The 19,619-nt window shown below is 72.0% G+C and carries 19 protein-coding genes; 8 read left to right on the forward strand and 11 right to left on the reverse strand.

The annotated features are described in order from the left end of the window. Positions 1 to 56: 56 nt before the first annotated feature. Positions 57 to 1,934 carry a 1-deoxy-D-xylulose-5-phosphate synthase gene (dxs, locus tag GT755_RS08095; protein ID WP_161479070.1) on the forward strand — a complete coding sequence of 626 codons (1,878 nt, stop codon included), beginning with the start codon at positions 57 to 59 and terminating at the stop codon, positions 1,932 to 1,934. On the opposite strand, the gene GT755_RS08100 is transcribed toward dxs, so the two are convergent. The 4 genes from GT755_RS08100 to GT755_RS08115 are packed head-to-tail and all read right to left on the reverse strand — an operon-like array spanning position 1,931 to position 6,343. Continuing rightward, positions 1,931 to 2,536, reverse strand: a complete 606-nt coding sequence (locus GT755_RS08100) for a DedA family protein (RefSeq protein ID WP_161479071.1) — start codon at positions 2,534 to 2,536, stop codon at positions 1,931 to 1,933. The genes dxs and GT755_RS08100 overlap by 4 nt on opposite strands. 20 nt (positions 2,537 to 2,556) lie before the next feature. Continuing rightward, positions 2,557 to 3,159, reverse strand: coding sequence for a LysE family translocator (locus GT755_RS08105; protein WP_161479072.1), 603 nt, complete (start codon positions 3,157 to 3,159; stop codon positions 2,557 to 2,559). A gap of 11 nt (positions 3,160 to 3,170) precedes the next feature. Further along, on the reverse strand, positions 3,171 to 5,162 hold the full coding sequence (locus GT755_RS08110) for a 3-hydroxyacyl-CoA dehydrogenase NAD-binding domain-containing protein (RefSeq protein ID WP_161479073.1): 1,992 nt from the start codon (positions 5,160 to 5,162) through the stop codon (positions 3,171 to 3,173). Then, entirely contained in the window at positions 5,159 to 6,343 is a 1,185-nt protein-coding gene (locus tag GT755_RS08115) for a thiolase family protein (protein ID WP_161479074.1), read from the reverse strand. The genes GT755_RS08110 and GT755_RS08115 overlap by 4 nt, the downstream gene beginning before the upstream one ends. Positions 6,344 to 6,441: 98 nt before the next feature. Here GT755_RS08115 and GT755_RS08120 point away from each other — a divergent pair, with 98 nt between their 5' ends. After that, complete coding sequence (locus tag GT755_RS08120) at positions 6,442 to 7,422, forward strand: LacI family DNA-binding transcriptional regulator (protein WP_161479075.1); 981 nt, start codon at positions 6,442 to 6,444, stop codon at positions 7,420 to 7,422. After that, complete coding sequence (locus GT755_RS08125; RefSeq protein ID WP_161479076.1) at positions 7,419 to 8,138, forward strand: sugar phosphate isomerase/epimerase family protein; 720 nt, start codon at positions 7,419 to 7,421, stop codon at positions 8,136 to 8,138. The genes GT755_RS08120 and GT755_RS08125 overlap by 4 nt, the downstream gene beginning before the upstream one ends. Here the strand turns inward: GT755_RS08125 and GT755_RS08130 are convergent. From GT755_RS08130 to GT755_RS08140, 3 genes are read right to left on the reverse strand one after another with little or no spacing between them, the layout of a single operon-like run. Then, a complete protein-coding gene (locus GT755_RS08130) occupies positions 8,089 to 8,919 on the reverse strand; it encodes a sugar phosphate isomerase/epimerase family protein (protein ID WP_161479077.1) in 831 nt (276 codons plus the stop codon). The genes GT755_RS08125 and GT755_RS08130 overlap by 50 nt on opposite strands. After that, complete coding sequence (locus tag GT755_RS08135) at positions 8,916 to 9,965, reverse strand: dihydrodipicolinate synthase family protein (RefSeq protein WP_161479078.1); 1,050 nt, start codon at positions 9,963 to 9,965, stop codon at positions 8,916 to 8,918. Before GT755_RS08135 ends, GT755_RS08130 begins: the two co-directional genes overlap by 4 nt. Beyond that, positions 9,962 to 11,098, reverse strand: coding sequence for a Gfo/Idh/MocA family protein (locus tag GT755_RS08140; protein WP_161479079.1), 1,137 nt, complete (start codon positions 11,096 to 11,098; stop codon positions 9,962 to 9,964). The genes GT755_RS08135 and GT755_RS08140 overlap by 4 nt, the downstream gene beginning before the upstream one ends. 105 nt (positions 11,099 to 11,203) lie before the next feature. Here GT755_RS08140 and GT755_RS08145 point away from each other — a divergent pair, with 105 nt between their 5' ends. Continuing rightward, complete coding sequence (locus GT755_RS08145) at positions 11,204 to 12,751, forward strand: alpha-amylase family glycosyl hydrolase (protein ID WP_161479080.1); 1,548 nt, start codon at positions 11,204 to 11,206, stop codon at positions 12,749 to 12,751. A gap of 4 nt (positions 12,752 to 12,755) precedes the next feature. Here GT755_RS08145 and GT755_RS08150 read toward each other — a convergent pair whose 3' ends face one another. Beyond that, positions 12,756 to 13,622 (reverse strand): NmrA family NAD(P)-binding protein, encoded by an 867-nt coding sequence (locus GT755_RS08150; protein WP_161479081.1) that lies wholly within the window; start codon positions 13,620 to 13,622, stop codon positions 12,756 to 12,758. 58 nt (positions 13,623 to 13,680) lie between these two features. Between GT755_RS08150 and GT755_RS08155 the strand changes: the two genes are divergently transcribed. Continuing rightward, positions 13,681 to 14,067: a winged helix-turn-helix transcriptional regulator gene (locus tag GT755_RS08155; RefSeq protein WP_161479082.1), complete on the forward strand. Its 387-nt coding sequence runs from the start codon at positions 13,681 to 13,683 to the stop codon at positions 14,065 to 14,067. On the opposite strand, the gene GT755_RS08160 is transcribed toward GT755_RS08155, so the two are convergent. Both GT755_RS08160 and GT755_RS08165 read right to left on the reverse strand, forming a co-directional pair. After that, positions 14,051 to 15,277: an HRDC domain-containing protein gene (locus GT755_RS08160; RefSeq protein ID WP_161479083.1), complete on the reverse strand. Its 1,227-nt coding sequence runs from the start codon at positions 15,275 to 15,277 to the stop codon at positions 14,051 to 14,053. The genes GT755_RS08155 and GT755_RS08160 overlap by 17 nt on opposite strands. Continuing rightward, positions 15,274 to 15,876 carry a DUF3000 domain-containing protein gene (locus GT755_RS08165; protein WP_030454338.1) on the reverse strand — a complete coding sequence of 201 codons (603 nt, stop codon included), beginning with the start codon at positions 15,874 to 15,876 and terminating at the stop codon, positions 15,274 to 15,276. The genes GT755_RS08160 and GT755_RS08165 overlap by 4 nt, the downstream gene beginning before the upstream one ends. A gap of 489 nt (positions 15,877 to 16,365) precedes the next feature. On the opposite strand from GT755_RS08165, the gene hemE reads away from it, so the two are divergent. The 3 genes from hemE to GT755_RS08180 are packed head-to-tail and all read left to right on the forward strand — an operon-like array spanning position 16,366 to position 18,635. Continuing rightward, positions 16,366 to 17,403 carry a uroporphyrinogen decarboxylase gene (gene hemE / locus GT755_RS08170; RefSeq protein ID WP_161479084.1) on the forward strand — a complete coding sequence of 346 codons (1,038 nt, stop codon included), beginning with the start codon at positions 16,366 to 16,368 and terminating at the stop codon, positions 17,401 to 17,403. Next, complete coding sequence (locus GT755_RS08175) at positions 17,403 to 17,861, forward strand: GNAT family N-acetyltransferase (protein ID WP_161479085.1); 459 nt, start codon at positions 17,403 to 17,405, stop codon at positions 17,859 to 17,861. The genes hemE and GT755_RS08175 overlap by 1 nt, the downstream gene beginning before the upstream one ends. A gap of 12 nt (positions 17,862 to 17,873) precedes the next feature. Further along, positions 17,874 to 18,635 (forward strand): hypothetical protein, encoded by a 762-nt coding sequence (locus GT755_RS08180; protein WP_161479086.1) that lies wholly within the window; start codon positions 17,874 to 17,876, stop codon positions 18,633 to 18,635. Here GT755_RS08180 and GT755_RS08185 read toward each other — a convergent pair. Beyond that, a complete protein-coding gene (locus GT755_RS08185) occupies positions 18,618 to 19,583 on the reverse strand; it encodes a DUF4349 domain-containing protein (protein ID WP_161479087.1) in 966 nt (321 codons plus the stop codon). The genes GT755_RS08180 and GT755_RS08185 overlap by 18 nt on opposite strands. Positions 19,584 to 19,619 lie beyond the last annotated feature (36 nt).

Here is a 19,619-nt window from a genome sequence, read left to right on the forward strand (position 1 = left end):
CGGGCATTGTCGAACTACACTCCTACTGTTCGACGGCGAACGGGAAAGGAATCGCAGTGGGCCTTCTGGAGTCCCTGAGCGGACCGACCGACCTCAAAGCACTCGACGCGAGCGAGCTGCCCCGGCTCGCCGAGGAGATCCGTGACCTTCTGGTCCGCTCCGTCGCGAACTCGAAGGCGGGTGGTCACCTGGGTCCGAACCTTGGGGTGGTCGAGCTGACCATCGCGATCCACCGGGTCTTCGACTCCCCCCACGACCGCATCGTCTGGGACACCGGCCACCAGTCCTACGTCCACAAGATGCTGACCGGCCGCGCCGACCAGTTCGACGGCCTGCGCCAGGAGGGCGGCCTGTCGGGCTACCCGAGCCAGGCCGAGTCGCCCCACGACATCGTCGAGAACTCCCACGCCTCCACCGCCCTCTCGTGGGGCGACGGCATCGCCAAGGGCTTCCGCCTGTCCGGCAGCGACCGCCACGTCGTGGCGGTCATCGGCGACGGCGCGCTCACCGGCGGCATGGCCTGGGAGGCGCTCAACAACATCGCGCTGACCAAAGACCTGCCGCTGGTCATCGTGGTCAACGACAACGGCCGCTCCTACTCCCCGACGATCGGCGGCCTGGCCACCCACCTGGCCAAGCTGCGCGTCACCCAGAGCTACGAGCAGGTGCTGGAGTTCGTCAAAGACAAGTTCGGCAACGTGCCGGTCCTCTACGACACCCTCCACGGCATCAAGAAGGGCCTCAAAGACGTCCTGGCCCCGCAGGTCATGTTCGAAGACCTCGGCATCAAATACGTCGGCCCGATCGACGGCCACGACGAGCCCGCGATGGAGACCGCGCTCCGCAAGGCCAAGTCCTACGGCGGCCCGGTCATCGTCCACGTCGTGACGAAGAAGGGCCAGGGCTACGAGCCGGCCGAGAACCACGACGAAGACTGCTTCCACGCGCCGCAGCCCTTCGACATCGTCACCGGTGAGGAGCGGCCCAAGCAGCTCGGCTGGACCGACGTGTTCAGCGAGGAGATGGTGCGCGTCGGCGCCGAGCGTCCCGACGTGGTCGCCATCACCGCCGCGATGCTCCACCCGACCGGCCTGGCCGACTTCGCCGCCCTCTACCCCGACCGCATCTTCGACGTCGGCATCGCCGAGCAACACGCGCTGACCAGCGCGGCCGGCCTGTGCGTCGGCGGCCTGAAGCCGGTCGTCGCGGTCTACGCGACCTTCCTCAACCGCGCCTTCGACCAGCTGCTCATGGACGTCGCCCTCCACCGGCTCCCGGTGACCGTGGTGCTCGACCGGGCCGGCGTGACCGGCGACGACGGCGCCAGCCACAACGGCATGTGGGACCTGTCGATCCTCCAGGTCGTGCCCGGTCTCCAGGTCGCGGTGCCGCGCGACGCCACCCGGCTGCGCGAGCTGCTCGGCGAGGCGCTGCGGGTCACCGACGGCCCGACCGTGGTGCGTTTCCCCAAGGGGGCCCTGGTCAAAGAGGTCGAGGCGATCGGCGAGATCGGCTCGATGGAGCTGCTGCGCGAGGGCGAGGGCGAGCCCGACGTGCTCATCGTCGCGGTGGGCCCGATGGCCGAGGTCAGCCTCGACGCCGCCGGGCTGCTGGCCGCGCAGGGCATCTCCGTCACGGTCGTCGATCCGCGCTGGGTCAAGCCGCTCGACGAGTCGCTGACGCTGCTGGCCGCCGCCCACAAGCTGGTCGCGGTGGTCGAGGACAACGGCCGCGTGGGCGCGGTCGGCGACGCCGTGTCGCGGCTGCTGCGCGACCACGACATCGACGTGCCGGTCCGCAACTTCGGGCTGGCCCAGGAGTTCCTCGACCACGCCAAGCGGCCGAAGATCCTGGCCGACGCCGGGCTGACCGCGATCGACCTGGCGGGCGAGCTCGCCGACACGCTGCGCCGCCGCGCCGCCGTCGAGTTCTAACGCCTTTCGACGATCCGTCTGACGACGAAGCCGATCGTGGCCGCGACCACCGCGACCCCGGCCGCGATCGGCATGATCAGCCCCTCGTTGTGGCGGGCCGCCTCACCGGCGAGCGCGCCGAGGGTGACGTAGCCGACGACCCAGATCGCGCCGCCGATCAGGGCCCAGAAGCCGAACCGGCGGCGCGGCATGTCCAGGATCCCGGCCAGGACCGGGGTCAGCGCGTTCAGCCCCGGCACGAAATAGGTCAGCGCGATCAGCCAGCCGCTGCCGTGCAGCACCTCTCCGGCCTGTTTCCACTTCTCGTCGCCGACCCACCGGCCCAGCCTGCTCGTCCGCACCCGCGGGCCGAAGTGACCGCCGATCCAGTGGCCCGAGAACGCGCTCACCGCGACCCCGCCCAGGCCGCCCGCGACCACCAGCGGGCCCTCGGCGACGGTGTCGACGGTGGTCCCCGCGATGATCAACGACAGGTCGCCGGGCACGATGACGCCGATGAGCAGCATGCCTTCGAGGGCGACGTACAGCAGGGTGACGGTGGCGACGAGGATCGGGCTCTGGTCGGTCAGCCATTCGAGGAGCTGGTCCACGGCATCGAACATCGTCGTCCTCTGCCCGGCGGCTACCCGGTCACGCCCTGGACCACCAGCCACAGCCCGGCCCCGGCCAGCAGCAGCCCGCTCGCGGCCAGGGTCGCGCGGTAGGCGCGCGGGCCGAGCCGGTGCCGCCCGGCCGCGACGAGCCCGGCCAGGACGACCTTCGCGCCGACGAGGAGCGTGTAGAAACCGACCATGAAGGCCGCCGCCTGCGCGACCCCGTCGGACCAGGCGGCCACGACGAGCGGCCCGCCCACGGTGATCCAGAACAACCACGGGTGCGGGTTCGTCAGGTTGACCAGCACGCCCTTGCCGACCTGCGAGGGCACCCGTTCGCCGGGCGCCGGGAGGACGGCCGTACGGGCCGCCATGACGGCCTCGGCGCCGAGGTAGACGACGTACAGGCCCCCGGCGATCGACAGACCCCGCAGCAGACCGGACGGGAGCGCGCCCGCGAGCACGATCGAGAGCACCACGACGGGCAGGTCCGACAGCAGCGGCACGCACGCCATGCGCAGCCCGGCCGGGAAACCCCCGCGAAGGCTCGCGGTGATGACCAGGCCGAGCAGCGCGCCCGGAGCGACCCCGGCGCCGAGGCCGAGGCCGATTCCGAGCATCAGTTCCCGCACATCACGGGAGCCTAGGGGAGGAACCGGGCTCCGTTGACCGCCTCGGAGACGCCCGTCCGGTCGAGGTAGGGCGTGATGCCCCCCAGGTGGAACGGCCAGCCCGCGCCCAGGATCAGGCACAGGTCGATGTCCTGCGGCGCGGAGACCACACCCTCGTCGAGCATGATGCGGATCTCCTCCGCCAGCCCGCGCAGCGCGCGCTCCCGCACCTCCTGCTCGTTCGAGACGAACCCCCGGCCGGGGTGGAGCGTGTCGCCGCCGGTGGACACCATCGTGGCCAGCGCGGCCGAGACCGGGAACCGGTCGGGGTAGGCGGTGTTCATCGTCTCGGCGACGTGCAGCGCGACCGCCGGGCCGACCAGCTTGAGCAGTGTGAACGGCGTCATCGGCAGGCCGAGCCCGTCGAGCGCGTGGTCGGCGACGTCGGCGGAGGTGCCGGAGTCGACCGAGGCCAGCACCTCGCCCATGAAGCGGGTGAGCAGCCGGTTGACCACGAACGCGGGCGCGTCCTTGACCAGCACCGCCGACTTGCGCAGCTGCTTGGCCGCGGTGAACGCGGTCGCGACGGTCACGTCGTCGGTCCGGTCGCCGCGCACGATCTCCAGCAGCGGCATGACCGCGACCGGGTTGAAGAAGTGGAAGCCGACGAGCCGCTCGGGGTGCCGGAGCTGCGAGGCCATCTCGGTGACCGACAGGGAAGAGGTGTTGGTCGCCAGCACGCAGGTGTCGGAGACGACCTCCTCGACCTCGGCGAACACCTTCTGCTTGACGGCCAGGTCCTCGAACACCGCCTCGATGACGAAGTCGGCGTCGGCGAACGCCTCCTTGGTCAGCGAACCGGTGACCAGCTTCTTCAGCCGGGTGGCCTGGTCGGCGGTGACGCGGCCCTTGGCCAGGAGCGTGTCGATCTCCTGGTGGACGTGGCCGACGCCCTTGTCGACGCGTTCCTGGTCGAGGTCGGTCAGCACGACCGGCACCTGCAGCCGCCGCGCGAACAGCAGCGCGAACTGCGAGGCCATCAGCCCCGCGCCGACCACGCCGATCTTGGTGATGGCGCGGCCCGGCACCTCGGGCACCCCGGCCGGCTTCTTGGCCCGCCGCTGCGTCAGGTCGAAGGCGTAGAGCCCGGCGCGCAGCTCGTCGCTCATGATGAGATCGGCCAGCACGTCGTCCTCGGCCGCGAACCCGGTGTCGCGGTCGCTCGTGCGGGCCTTCTCGATGAGCTCCAGGGCCCGGTAGGGAGCCGGCGCCGCGCCATGGACCTTCAGGTCGACCAGCTGACGGGCCTGCTCGACGACGGGCGCCCAGTCGACGGACTCGTGCCCCGGCCGCTCGACCACGACGTCGCCGTTGACCACCCGGGCGGCCCAGCGCAGCGACTCCTCCAGGAAGTCGGCCGGCTCGAACAGCGCGTCGGCGAGCCCCAGCCCGTAGGCCTCCGGCCCCTTGACCATGCGGTTCTGCGACAGCGGGTTCTCGACGATCAGCTTGATCGCCTTCTCCGGCCCGATCAGCCGGGGCGTCAGGTAGGTCCCGCCCCAGCCCGGCACCAGCCCGAGGAAACACTCGGGGAAGGCGACCGCCGGGACGCCGGCGGAGATCGTCCGGTACGTGCAGTGCAGCGCCAGCTCCAGGCCGCCGCCCATCGCGGCGCCGTTCACGAACGCGAACGACGGGATGGCCAGTTCCCCGAGCCGCCGGAACACGGCGTGGCCGAGCTGACCCACGAGGTGGGCCTGCTCCCGGTTGGAGATGGTGGCGGCCTCCTTGAGGTCGGCCCCCACCGCGAAGATGAACGGCTTGCCGGTGACGCCGACGGCCGTCAGGTCGGTGCGCTTCTCGATCGCGTCGAGGGCGTTCTTCAGCTCGTTGAGCCCGCCCTCGCCGAAGGTGTTCGGCTTGGTGTGGTCTTCGCCGTTGTCCAGGGTGATCAGCGCCATGGTGCCCGCGCCGTAGGGAAGTTCGACGTCGCGGACGAGGGCGTGCGTTACCAGCTCGCTCATGCCAGGTTCTCCCAGATGACGGTGCCGCCCATGCCGAGGCCGACGCACATGGTGGTGATGCCGTAACGGACCTCGGGGTGCTCGGCCATGCTGCGCGACAGCTGCGTCATCAGCCGCACGCCGCTGGAGGCCAGCGGGTGGCCGTAGGCGATGGCGCCGCCGTAGGGGTTCACCCGGGGGTCGTCGTCGGCGATGCCGAAGTGGTCGAGGAAGGCCAGCACCTGGACGGCGAACGCCTCGTTGATCTCGAACAGCCCGATGTCGCCGATGGACAGCCCCGCCAGCCGCAGCGCCCGCTCGGTCGAGGGGATCGGCCCGACGCCCATCAGCTCGGGATCGACGCCCGCGAAGGCGTAGGAGACCAGCCGCATCCGCCCGGTCAGCCCGAGTTCGGCCGCGACGTCCTCGGCGGCGACGATGCAGCCGGTGGCGCCGTCGTTGATGCCGGAGGCGTTGCCCGCCGTCACGTTGCCGTGCGGCCGGAAGGGCGTCTTGAGGTTGCGCAGCCCCTCCATGGAGGTGCCGGGCCGCATGGCCTCGTCTGCCGTGGCCAGCCCCCAGCCCTCGGCGGCCTTGCGGGTGGCCATCGGCACCAGGTCGGGCTGGATCACCCCGTCGGCGTAGGCCTTGGCGGCGCGCTCCTGCGAGAGCACGGCGTAGGCGTCGGCCCGCTCCTTGGTGATCGCGGGGTAGCGGTCGTGCAGGTTCTCCGCCGTCATGCCCATGACCAGGGCGGAGCCGTCGACCAGTTTCTCGGACAGGAAACGCGGGTTGGGGTCGACCCCCTCGCCCATCGGGTGGCGGCCCATGTGCTCGACCCCGCCGGCGATGGCGACGTCGTAGGCGCCGAAGGAGATCCCGCCCGCCACCGTGGTCACGGCGGTCATCGCGCCCGCGCACATGCGGTCGATGGCGTAACCGGGCACGGTCTTGGGCAGGCCCGCCAGGATCGCGGCCGACCGCCCGATCGTGAGGCCCTGGTCGCCGATCTGGGTGGTGGCCGCGACGGCGACCTCGTCGACCCGCTCGGGCGGCAACGACGGGTTGCGGCGCAGCAGCTCGCGGATGACGCGGACGACCAGATCGTCCGCCCTGGTCTCGGCGTAGAGGCCCTTGGGCCCCGACTTGCCGAACGGCGTGCGAACGCCGTCGACGAAGACGACTTCACGTGACGCGGGCACGGTATCTCCCTATCTGCGTGGGCTGACACCCTAATGCTACTCGTGAGTAACCAACGGGATGTGCGGCATACTGGGAAATCGCTTTCCGGGAGGATGTCGTGGTCACGCTCGAAGACGTCGCACGCCATGCCGGGGTGTCCCTCGCGACCGCCTCACGGGTGCTGAACGGCAGCGCCCGCCAGGTCGGGGCGGGGCTCCGGGCCAAGGTCGAACAGGCCGCGGCCGAGCTCGGCTACCGCACCAACGTGGCCGCCCAGACCCTCGCGCGGGGGGCCGGGAACGTGATCGGCCTGGTCGTCCACGACCTGGTCGACCCCTACTTCGCCGCGATCGCCGACGGCGCCGTGCGGGCGGCCGAGGCCCACGGGATGGTCGTCATGGTCGGCACCACCCACCGCGACCCCGCAAAGGAGATCGCCTACGTCTCCTCCCTGGGGGCGCAGCGGGCCCGCGCGGTGATCCTGGCCGGGTCGCGGACCGACGACCCCTCGGCCGCGGCGCTGCGGGCCGAGCTCGACCGTTACCGGAACGGCGGCGGGCGGGTCGCGGTCATCGGCCAGGATCTTCTCGGCACCGACACCGTCGCCGTCGCCAACCGCGCGGGGGCGGCCGCGCTGGCGGAGGCGCTTACCGCCATGGGGCACCGCGACTTCGCCGTCCTGGCCGGGCCGCCCGGGCTGATCACGGCCGTCGACCGGTGCGAGGGGTTCGCGGGGGCGCTTCCCGGGCCGGCCCCGCAGATCGTCCACGGGCCGTTCGACCGCGACGGCGGTTACGCCGCCGCCCGCTCGATCGGGCCCGGCGTGACGTGTGTGTTCGCGGTCAACGACGTCATGGCGGTGGGGGCGCTGGCGGCCTTCCGCGAGCGCGGCGTCCGGGTGCCCGACGACGTCTCGCTCGCGGGCTTCGACGACATCGCGACCCTGCGCGACCTCGTCCCGGCCCTCACCACGGTCCGGCTGCCGCTGGCCGAGCTGGGAGCGCGGGCGGTGGAGCTGGCCCTGGGCGACGGCGAGGAACCCTCGGTGGTGCACGTCGAGGGCGAGGTCGTGATCAGGGAGAGTGTGCGGGCCCGATGAGATTCGCGTTCAGCACGCTCGGTCTGCCGGGCGCGTCCCTCGCCGAGGCCGTCGAGCTGGCCGTCCGGCACGCGGTCGGGGGCCTGGAGGTGCGGCTTCATGAGGACATGCCGCTGGACGTCGATCCGCGTGACGCCGGGCTGGAGGTCGTCTCGCTGTGCGGATACGTCCGCATCGCCGAGACCGGTCCCGACGAGCCGGTGATCGCCGCGCTGAGAGGACAACTCGCCCTGGCCGACCGGTTCGGGGCGCTCGGCGTCCGGGTGTTCCCCGGCGGGAACGACGTCGAGGCCGCGCTCAGACGACTGGAGGCGGTCGCGGGGGAGACGCGGGCGCGCGTGCTGGTCGAGACGCACGACCACATGGCGACCGGGGCCGCAGTGGGAGCGCTGCTCGACCGGTTCGGGCGGCCCGAGGCCGCCGGGGCGATCTGGGACGTCCTCCACCCCTGGCGGAACGGCGAGGACCCCGCCGCCACGTTGGAGGCGCTCGCGCCGCATCTCGCCTACGTCCAGGTCAAAGACGCCACCGGCACCACGCCCCGGCCGATGGGGCTCGGGGAGGTGCCGCTGGACGTCTTCGCCGACCTGCTCCGGGGCTATCCCGGGTGGTTCTCCCTGGAGTGGGAGAAGGCCTGGCACCCCGAGGTCGAGCCCCTCGGCGAGGTCATCCCCGGGGCCCGGGAGTGGGTGCGATCAGTCGTTCGAAGCGGGTGATCATCTCGGCCACCACCTCGTCGGGGTCCCGTGCCCAGACCTCGGCGTTGAAGATCTCGACCTCGACGTCGCCGTCGTAACCGGCCTTGCGGACCGCCTCGGTCAGCGGCCCGAAGTCGATCACGCCGTCGCCCATCATGCCCCGGCCCAGCAGCACGTCGGCGGGGAGCGGGACCAGGAAGTCGCACACCTGGTAGCTGAAGATCTTGGCGCGGGCGATCTCGGTGAAGACCTCCGGGTCCCACCACACGTGGAAGGTGTCGACCACCACCCCCACGTTCTCGTAGGGCTCGGCCAGGTCGTTGGCCTGCTTCAGGGTCGACAACACGGCCCGGTCGGCGCAGTACACCGGATGGAGGGGTTCGAGCGCCAGGCGCACCCCCGCCTCGGCCGCGTAGGGGGCGAGCACCCCCAGCGACTCCGCGACCCTCGCCCGCGCGGCGGGCAGGTCGCGGGAGAGGCGGCCCAGGGGTTCGCCGGGGACCACGCCCGGGAGGCCGCCGACCACCATGACCAGGCACGACGCGTTCAAGGCCGCCGCCTCATCGATGGCACGGCGGTTGTCGTCGAGGGCGTCGTCGCCGGTCAGGAAACCGCCCCGGCACAGGGAGGAGACCCGCAGGCCCGCGTCGCGGACCAGCTTGACCGACTCGGCCAGGCCCTGGTCGGCGACGTTCTGCCGCCACAGGCCGATGGCCTCGAGGCCGTGCCGGGCGCAGCCCTCGACGGCCTCCCGCACGGTCCAGCGTCTGGTCGTCCACTGGTTGAGGGACAGGCTCATCGGCCGTACACCGCCTCCAGGGAGCGCATGCGGGCGGCGGCCAGGTCGGGGTCGGCGATCAGCCCGGCCACGGCGGCCAGGCGGTACACCTCGCGCAGGTGGGGGAGCGAGCGGGCCGACTGGGCGCCGTTGACCATGACGAAGGCGTCCTGGTGGCCGTTGAGCCAGGCCAGGAAGACGATGCCCGTCTTGTAGTGGAAGGTGGGCGCCTCGAAGATCTTCCGCGACAGGTCGACCGTGGGGGCCAGGACACGGTCGTACTCGTCGAGGTCGCCGGCGTCCAGGGCGGTCAGCGCCTTCGAGGCCACGGGGGCGATGGCGTCGAAGATGCCCAGCAGCGCGTGGGAGCCCGACTTGATCAGGGACGGGTAGTTGAAGTCGTCGCCCGTGTAGAGGCGGACCCCCTCCGGCAGTGCCGCGCGCAGGGCCACCTCGTGGGCCTCGTCGAGCAGCGAGACCTTCACGCCCTCGATCTTCGCGGCGTTCTCCCCGACCAGGGTCAGGAACTCGGCCGTCGCCTTCTCGACGTCCCGGGAGCCCCAGTAGCCCGCCAGGTTGGGGTCGAACATCTCGCCGAGCCAGTGCAGGATCGCCGGCCGCTCGACCTCGGCCAGCAGGCGGCCGTAGATCTCGTGGTAGTCCTCCGGGTGCCGGGCCGCCGCCGCAAGCTGCCGCGACGCCATGATGATCACGCCCGCCCCGGCCTCCTGGACGGTGGCGATCTGCTCCAGGTAGGCGTCGAGCACGTCTTTCAGGTCGGCCGGGCCGGTGAGCTGGTCGGTGCCGGCGCCGCAGGCCACCAGATCGGGGGCCTCGGCCGCGCTGAGCCGGATCAGCTCCTTCGTCGCCGCCCAGTCGAGGCCGGCGTTGCGCTGGGCGGTGTCCATCGCGTCGGCGACCCGGAAGCCGTGGGACCACAGGTGCCGCCGGTAGCGGAGGGTGGCCTCCCAGTCGACGACGGCGGGGCGGCCCGGCGTGTTGTCGGCGAGGGGATCGGCCACGACGTGCGCGGCGGCGTACACGACCCGGCTCTTGAAGCTTTTCACGACGTCACCGCCATGCGGCGGCCCTCGGCCGCCGACTTCAGGCCCAGCTCGGCCAGCAGCACCCCGCGCGCCCCGGAGCGCAGCGTGTAGGGGAACGGCGCGTCGTCGGCCACGTGGCGGACGAACTGCTCCCACTGGACCTTGAAGCCGTTGTCGAACTCGGCGTTGTCGGGCACCTCCTGCCAGTCGTCGCGGAACCTGGCCGTGGCGGGCAGGTCGGGGTTCCAGACCGGCTTGGGCGTGGCGCTGCGGTGCTGGACGCGGCAGTTGCGCAGCCCGGCGACCGCGCTGCCGTGGGTGCCGTCGACCTGGAACTCGACCAGTTCGTCGCGGTTCACCCGGACCGCCCACGACGAGTTGATCTGCGCGACCGCGCCGCCGTCGAGCTCGAACACCGCGTAGGCGGCGTCGTCGGCGGTGGCCGGGTAGGCCTGCCCGCGCTCGTCCCACCGCTCGGGGATGTGGGTCGTGACGTGGGCGTAGACAGAGGTCACCGAGCCGAACAGGTTCTCCAGCACGTAGGCCCAGTGGGGGAACATGTCGAGCACGATGCCGCCGCCGTCCTCGGCGCGGTAGTTCCACGACGGGCGCTGCGCGGCCTGCCAGTCGCCCTCGAACACCCAGTAGCCGAACTCGCCCCGGATCGACAGGACGCGCCCGAAGAAGCCGCCGTCGATCAGCCGCTTCAGCTTCAGCAGGCCCGGCAGGAACAGCTTGTCCTGGACGACGCCGTTCTTCACCCCGGCGGTCTCGGCCGTGGCGGCCAGTTCCAGCGCCTCGGCCGAGGTCTCGGCGGTCGGCTTCTCGCAGTAGACGTGCTTGCCGGCCGCGATGGCCTTCTTCGTCGCCTCGACCCGGGCCCGGGTGATCTGGGCGTCGAAGTAGATCGTGTTCGCGGGATCGGCCAGTGCGGCGTCGAGGTCGGTGGTGTAGTCGGCGACGTCGTGCCTGGCGGCCAGCTCCTTGAGCTTGGCCTCACTCCGCCCGACCAGGACCGGCCGCAGCCTGACCTTCGATCCGTCGGCGAGCACGACCCCGCCCTCGGCGTTGATCGCCAAGACCGATCGCACCAGGTGCTGCCGGTATCCCATCCGCCCGGTGACCCCGTTCATCACCACGCCGAGCTCGGCCATACGGTCCTCCTTAGGTGGAAAGCGCTTTCCGCACGGTACGTCGGCTCTCTCCCGAAGCGCAAGGGGTCTGGTTAACTAGGCAAACGACCAGCAAAAAGGGAGTGTGTGTTGAGTCAGTGGTGGCGTGACGCCGTCGTCTACCAGGTCTACCCCCGCAGCTTCGCCGACGGCAGCGGCGACGGCACCGGCGACTTCGCCGGAGCGCTGGCCCGGCTGCCCTATCTGGCCGATCTGGGCGTCGAGGCCGTCTGGTTCTCGCCCTTCTACCCCTCGCCGCTGGCCGACGGCGGCTACGACGTGGCCGACTACTGCGACGTCGACCCCCGCTTCGGCACCCTCGCCGACTTCGACGCCTTCGTCGCCGCGGCGGCCGGGCACGGCATCCGGGTGATCGTCGACATCGTGCCCAACCACTGCTCGTCGGCCCACCCGGCGTTCCAGGCGGCCCTGGAGGCCGGTCCCGGCAGCCCCGAGCGCGACCTGTTCATGTTCCGCGACGAGCCCAACAACTGGCAGTCGATCTTCGGCGGCCCGGCCTGGACGCAGGTCGCCGACGGCCAGTGGTACCTGCACCTGTTCGACTCCTCCCAGCCCGACTGGAACTGGCGCAACCCGGCCGTCCCGGCGATGTTCGAGAAGGTCATCCGCTTCTGGCTCGACCGGGGCGTGGCCGGCCTGCGCGTCGACGTGGCCCACGGCCTGTTCAAGGACCCCGGCCTGCCGGACGTGCCCGACCCGGCGCCCTCCGACCGCCCCTCGCCGTGGTTCCACCGCCCCGAGCTCATCGGCCACTACGCGTCGTGGCGGGCCATCCTCGACTCCTACTCACCTGACGTCTTCCCGGGGGAGCGCACGGCCGTCGGCGAGTTCTGGGGCACCGAGATCACCCACCTGGAGCCCTACTTCCGCCCCGGCGGCATGCCCCAGGCCTTCAACTTCTTCCTGTTCCAGACCGCCTGGGACGCCGCCGCCCTCAAGCACACCATCACCACCTCGATCGGCCTGGCCGCCGAGTCCGACGTGGTCGCGCCGTGGGTGATCAGCAACCACGACGTCGTGCGACCGGTGACCCGCTACGGCGGCGGCCCGCTGGCCGCGCGTGATCTCGACGTGGACGTCGCCCTCGGCACCCGCCGCGCCCGCGCCGCCGCCCTGCTGCTGCTCGCGCTGCCCGGGTCGGCCTACGTCTACCAGGGCGAGGAACTCGGCCTCCCCGAGGTCATCGACATCCCCGACGCCTTCCGCGACGACCCGGTCTTCCACCGCACGGCCGGCGCGCGTCTGGGCCGCGACGGCTGCCGCGTGCCCATCCCGTGGTCCGGCACGTCCAAGCCCTACGGCTTCACCGAAGCGGAGTCGACCTGGCTGCCCCAGCCCGCGAACTGGGCCCCGCTGACCGTCGAGGCCCAGCAGGCCGACCCCGGCTCGACGCTGAACCTCTACAAGCGCGCCATCGCGGTCCGTCCGCGCGGCGGCGGCTTCGCCTGGCTCGACAGGGGCGACGACGTGATCGCCTTCACCCGCGGCGACGGCTTCACCTGTGTGGTCAACCTGTCGGCGCGGACCCTGCCGCTGGAGGGCGAGGTCATCCTGGCGAGCGGTCCGCTGGAGGGCGGCCTGCCGCAGGACACGGCGGTGTGGTTGCGGTCGTAGGTCGTCAGGGACGCCAGCTCCGCCCGGTGGCCCATTCGCGGAGTGTCGTCGTCCCGGTCGTGATCACGGCCGGGTCCGGCGCCGCGGGCGGCGGTGATCCGGGCGGGGGAGGGGCGTAGGCGGCGGCGATGCCCGCGGCGATCGCGGCGCCGGTGAACGGGGCCAGCATCCGTTCGTACTCCTCCGGCTCGACCGTCCGCCACCGCACCTCGCGGCCCAGCGCGGCGGTCAGCTCCGCGGCGACCTGGTGACCGGTCAGGGCCTGAGGGCCGGCCACGATCCGCGCCGGCGGCGGAGCGGGGTCGGTGACGAGGTCGGCGACGACGCCGGCGAGATCGTCGAGCGCCAGCCAGGGAACCGGGAGGCCGGCCGGCAGCGGGTAGGCGGCCTCCCCCTCGCCCACCCGGGGGAGCGACCAGGGGGCCGCGAGATTCTCCATGTACGTGAACGCCGGCGCCACGACGGTCGCGGCGTCCACCACGCCCGGCAGTTCGGCGGCCAGCAGCACCCGGGCGTCCACGAAGGGCACGCCGACGGGCCCGCCGGGCGTCGGGCCGCCGGTGTTGAACACCACTCGGGGCACCGCGCCGCCCTTGAGCGCAGCCAGCACCGCCTCGGCCTGCGGCACGGCCGCATCGGCGGCGAAGACGAGCGGCAGTTGCACGATGACCGCATCCGCCCCGGCGTAGGCGTGCGTCAGGGACTCGGGTACGGACAGGTCGGCGTAGACGGGTTCGGCCCCCGCGGGCACGGGCGTGGACAGGTCGCGTACGGCCGCGCGGACGCGGTGGCCGGCGGCCAGCAGCCGCCGCACGACGGGGGCTCCCTGGACGCCGGCCGCTCCGTGGACGACCACGATCGATGTGTTCATGGACCGGCACGTTAGTTTCCGCCGGGAAGCAGTCCCTAGAACGGAATATGGTTTCCCAATGGGAACTAATGGGTCAGACGACATCGCCCGCCTGACCGCGGCCCCCACGAGTGAGTGCGGTGTCGAGCGCACGCTCCGGGTCCTCGACGGCAAGTGGTCGACCCTGGTCATCCGTGAACTGCTGAGCGGCCCCCGACGATTCGGCGAACTGCGCTCGGCCTTGGGCGACCCCAGCCCCAAGACGCTCACCGAACGGCTCCGCATGCTGGAGAACCAGCAGATCCTCACCCGCACGGTGCACGCCGAAGTGCCGCCCCGGGTGGTCTACGAGCTCACCGAACAGGGCCGGAGCCTCAGCGGCATCCTGCACGCCATGCTGGTGTGGGGCCAGGAGCACCCCCTCGTCGAGGAGTCCCCGGCCGCGCCGGTCAGATCTCGCCCTTGATCTCCAGGCGCTGGAGCGCCCGTGACATCGGATGGGCCGTCAGGCCGATCTGCCACTCGCGGGCGCCCAGCGCCCGCAGCCGTTCCGCGATCGCCTCTTCGTCGAGATCGGCCGGGGGTTCCCAGGTCAGCCGCCGCACCGCGTCGGGCTGGAGGAGGTTCTCGGTCGGCATGCGGTGTTCGTCGGCCAGGGCGGCGACCACCGCGCGGGCGGCGGCGAGGCGTTTGGCGGCGGCGGGGTCGCGGTCGGCCCAGCGGTTGGCCGGGGGAGGGCCGTCGCCGGGGCCGAGGGGCTGGGGCAGCTCCGACTCGGGCATGGTGCGGCCGCGGGTGATGGCGGCCAGCCATTCGCGCAGGTGGCGGCGGGCGCTGCGGCCGGTGAAGGGGGCGATCTCGGTCAGCGCCTTGGTTGTTCGGGGCAGGTCGAGGGCGGCCTGGACGATCGCCGAGTCGGGCAGGACGCGGCCCGGGGCCAGGTCGGTCTCGCGGGCCAGGGCGTCGCGGATGGTCCACAACTCGCGGACGACCGCGAGGCCGCGCAGGGCGCGGACCCGGTGGATGCCGCTGGTGCGGCGCCACGGGTCGGTGCGCGGGGGAGCCGTGGGGGCGGCCAGGATGGCCGCGAACTCCTCCATCGCCCAGTCGAGTTTGCCCGTCTCGATCAGCTCGGCGTGGAGGGCGTCGCGCAGCTCGATCAGGACCTCGACGTCGAGGGCGGCGTAGCGGAGCCAGTCTTCGGGCAGGGGGCGGGTCGACCAGTCGGCGGCCGAGTGGCCCTTCACCAGGCCGAAGCCCAGGACGACCTCGACCATGGTGCCGAGGCCGACGCGTTCGTAGCCGAGCAGCCGGCCGGCCAGCTCGGTGTCGAACAAGCGCCGCGGCCGGAAGCCGATCTCGGCCAGGCACGGCAGGTCCTGCGTCGCGGCGTGGAGCACGACCTCGGCGCCGGACAGGGCGGCGTCGAGCTGCGAGAGGTCGGGGCAGGCGATCGGGTCGATGAGCGCGCTCCCACTGCCCGCCCGCCGGAGTTGCACGAGGTAGGCCCGGCCGCTGTAGCGGTAGCCGGAGGCCCGCTCGGCGTCGACGGCCACGGGGCCGGTCCCGCCCGCGAAAGCGTTCACCGCCGCCGCGAGGTCGGCGGCCTCCGCTATGACGGGCGGGATCCCTTCGCGAGGTTCCAGCAGAGGCTGAACGGTTGTCTCATCGGTCACGTACTGGTCTTCCGGTCTGTCTCTTCATCGGTGCGTCTCGGCCGCAGGGCCGTGACATCGGGCGGCAGGGGAGGTATCCCGGCGGCGATGCACATCAGGTCGCACCAGGCGGCGACGTGCGCGGAAAGATCCTCGTCGAGAGGGGACCATGACGCGCGCAGTTCCAGCTCGGTCGTGACGGGATCGTTGTCCTTGTTCCCGAAACCCTCGGACACCGCTCTGGTAACCGTACCTCCCGCGGCGGCGAACCCGGCGCCGTGGGTCTCCAGCGCGTCGGTGAGCCAGCTCCACGCCACCGGGCCGAGCAGGGGGTCGGAGGTGATCTCGGGCTCCATGTCGGCGCGCACGTAGGCGACCAGCCGGAAGGGGCCCTCCCAGCCGCGCTGGCCGTCGGGGTCGAACAGGACGATGAGCCGGCCCACGGCCAGTTCGTCGTCGTCGCGGTAGACCGACGCGCCCACGGCGCCCGAATAGGGGGCCAGCCGCTGCGGCGCCGGGATGTCTTCGAGCTCGATCTCGGGGCGCACGGTCGCCGGGCGCAGCGTCGCCATGGCACGGACGAACGCCTCCGGCGGCCCCGGGCGGTCACCGATCGACATGACGGGCGCGGAGGCGGGTCGCGGGACGAGACGGAGCAGGGGGGTGGTCGTCGCGATCATCGGTGGTGATCAAGCCGCCGCCAGGAACAGGAACAGGGCGCTCCCGCAGATCACGCACGACCACTCGGGGCACACCTCGTGACCCTCCTCGCAGGGCGGCTGCGTGAACTCTCGCTCGGTGTCGCAGGAGGCACAGCGCTCAGTGCGGTGTTCGGGGGAACTCCACATCGAAGTCATCGCCCTTTCATCGGAACCGGTCCGTCCGACGGTGGCACGTCGCGCCGACAAAACCCCGCATCGCGCTCGGCGTGTCTCGAAAGTGGTATTGGAATCGATGCCGGAGCACCATTTGGCGAACACTTTGCCTAGAGCGGCGCTCGCGGGGCGTTTGACCGGGGTGTCGCGAGGGCCCAACGATACCGATCATTGGGTGGTCCTGTACCCGGGGTCCTGGCACGGACCGGCGCCTGGGCGTGGGACTCTGGTGGGGTGAATCCCCAGCTGGCCGAGTCGCCCTTCCTGCTGGCCTGCCGCCGCCGGCCCGTGCCCCACACGCCCGTCTGGTTCATGCGTCAGGCGGGGCGTTCGCTGCCCGAATACCGCAAGGTCCGCGAGGGCACCGAGATGCTGGCCGCGTGCGCGACCCCCGACCTGGTCGTCGAGATCACGATGCAGCCGGTCCGCCGCTACGGCGTCGACGCGGCCATCTTCTTCAGCGACATCGTGGTGCCGCTCAAGGCCATCGGGATCGACATCGACATCAAGCCCGGCGTGGGCCCGGTCGTCGCCGACCCGATCCGCGACCTGGCCGGGATCGGGCGGCTGCGCCCGCTCGCGCCCGACGACGTCCCCTACATCACCGAGGCCGTGACCGAACTGGTCAGGGAGCTCGGCGCGACCCCGCTGATCGGGTTCGCCGGCGGGCCGTTCACCCTCGCGTCCTACCTGATCGAGGGCGGGCCCTCCAAGAACCACGACTACACCAAGGCCATGATGTACGGCGCCCCCGCGCTCTGGCACGCGCTCATGGACCGGCTGACGACCATCACGCTGGCCTGGCTGAAGGTCCAGGCCGACGCGGGCGCCTCGGCGCTGCAGCTGTTCGACTCGTGGGTCGGGGCGGTCGCGCCGCGCGACTACCGGGAGTTCGTGCTGCCGTACACCTCGAAGATCTTCGCCGGGATCGAAGAGCTCGGCGTCCCGCGCATCCACTTCGGGGTCGGCACCGGCGAGCTGCTGCCCGTCATGGGCGAGGCCGGGGCCGACGTCGTCGGGGTCGACTGGCGGGTGCCGCTCGACGAGGCGGCCACCCGCGTCGGCGCGGGCAAGGCGCTGCAGGGCAACCTCGACCCGGCGATCCTGCTGGCGCCGTGGGAGGTCGTCGAGCAGCGGGCCCGCGCGGTGATCGAGGCCGGGCGGGTGGCCGAGGGCCACGTGTTCAATCTCGGCCACGGCGTGCTCCCGTCGACCGACCCCAACCAGGTGGCCCGGCTGACCGACTTCGTCCACGAGTTCAGCGCCCGCTGATGGAGATCGTGGTCGACGACCTCTCGGGACCGGAGATCGCGGCCTTCCTGGAGGAGCACATCCGGGAGATGCGCGCGACCACCCCGCCCGAGAGCAAGCACGCCCTCGACCTCGACGGCCTGCGCCGCCCCGAGGTGACCTTCTGGTCGGTCCGCGACCAGGGCGTGATCGTCGGATGCGGCGCGATCAAGGCGCTCGACGACGTCCACGCCGAGGTGAAGTCGATGCGGACCGCCGCGGCGCGCAAGCGCAGCGGGGTCGCGTCGCTGCTCCTCGGCCACCTCATCACCGAGGCGGCGCGCATGGGCTTCACCCGGCTGAGCCTGGAGACCGGTTCGGCCGCGTTCTTCGCCCCGGCGAGGTCCCTGTACGAGAAGTTCGGCTTCACCTACTGTGAGCCGTTCGCCGACTACCGGCCCGACCCGCTGAGCGTCTTCATGACGAGGACGCTGAGCTGACAGGCTGACGCCATGCGGGTCGTCTTGCTCTCGGCGTTACTGCTCCTGCTCATCGCCTCGCCCTTCCTGCCCGGCGGCTACGACCCCCTGGCGCTGCCCCTCTCGACGCTGGTGCAGATCTTCGGGGCGGTGGGCCTGCTCACCGTGGTCACCTCGGCGCCGCTGCTGATCTGGCCGCGCAACCGGTTCTGGCAGATCGCCCAGACCGTCACCCTGACCGTCACCGCCCTGGCGGTCTCGGCCGCCGCGGCGGCCGAGTCGGGCCCGCTCCTGGGGCTGGCGGCGCTCGCCTTGTGGGTGACGGTGCTCGCGCGACGGCCCTCGCCCGTCTGTTTCGTGGTGCTGCCGCTCGTCGCGCTGGCCGGGCAGGCCGTGCTCAACCACCCGCTGACGGCCTACGCCCGCGACACCGCGATCGCCGACGCCGCCGAGCTGATCGCGGCCGTGGAGAAGCGGCACGCCGACCACGGCGGCTACCCCGACGCGCTCACCGCCGTCTGGCCCGACTACCGGCCGGGGGTGCGGGGGGTCCGGCAGTATCACTACGCCCGGAACGGGGAGTCGTACGACGTCTCCTTCGAACTCCCCAGGTTCTTCTTCGACGCGTTCGGGACCAGGGAGTTCGTCGTCTACAACCCCAGCGACCGGCACCTGATGCCGGGCCACGCCTCCTGGGTGCTGCTGTGGTCCGACGCCCGGATCCGCAACCAGCAGGGCTGGTACGAGTCCCGGGACGCCGGACCACCGCACTGGAGGTCATTCCTTTTCGACTAGCTCCTCTTCCCGCGCCTCCGCGGCCGGGACGGGAGCCGGGAGCGGCTGGCGGCGCCGCATCCGCCGCCACCACGGCAGCGCGAGCAGGGCCAGCACCGCCAGCACGACCAGCCACGGCAGCAACGCGCCCACGACCGTCGACAGGGCCTCCGCGAAGTTCTTCAGGCCGGTCCAACCCGCCTTCAGACCGGCCAGGAAGCCCGTCTCCTCCACCACCGGCTTGACCGGGGGCGCCGACGGGCCGACGAGGGTGATCGTCACCGTCGCCATGCCGGTCTGCTCGGCCAGCGACTTCTGCCGGGCCTGGAGGGCCTCGAGATCCGCGGTGCGGGACTGGATCTCCCGCTCGATGTCCATGATCTCGCCGATCTTCTCGGCCTTGGTGAGCAGCGTGCGGAACTGCGCCACCGCGGCCTCGGCCGACTTCACCCGGGCCGCGACGTCGGCGACCTCGCCGGTGACGTCCTGGGTGCCCTGGTGCAGCTGCTCGGTCTCGCCGAGTTCCCTGCCCAGGCGGCTCAGCGTCCCGGGGTACTGGCCCGGCGGGATCTTGAACGTGATCGTCGACTCCTGGCGGGACGAGAAGGAGTTGGAACGCTCCTCCGCGACGTAGCCGCCGGCCTCGGTGACCATGCGCTTGGCCGATTCGGCGGCGGCGGCCACGTCCTTGGCCCGGACCGTCATCTCGGCCTTGTAGATGATCGCCCGGTCGACGGGGGCGACCGTCACGTTGGAGGCGGTGTCGGCCGCCTTGGCCTCCTCGCCGGCCGCGTCTTCGGCTTGGGGCTCGGCGGCGGGAGCGGCCGCCTCCCTGCTGAGTGAGGGCGCGTCGGCCGCGCCGCCCACCGCGGGGGCGCTCGTCGACTCGACGCCGCCGCCCGCACACGCCGTCAGGAGGAACGCCGCCACCACAAGCGGCAGTACCGCGCGTGAGCGCAAAGTGTTCATGACCCATTGACGTTCTCCGAGCGTGAACGGTTTTGG

The organism is Herbidospora solisilvae (assembly GCF_009901565.1).
Lineage (GTDB): Bacteria > Actinomycetota > Actinomycetes > Streptosporangiales > Streptosporangiaceae > Herbidospora > Herbidospora solisilvae.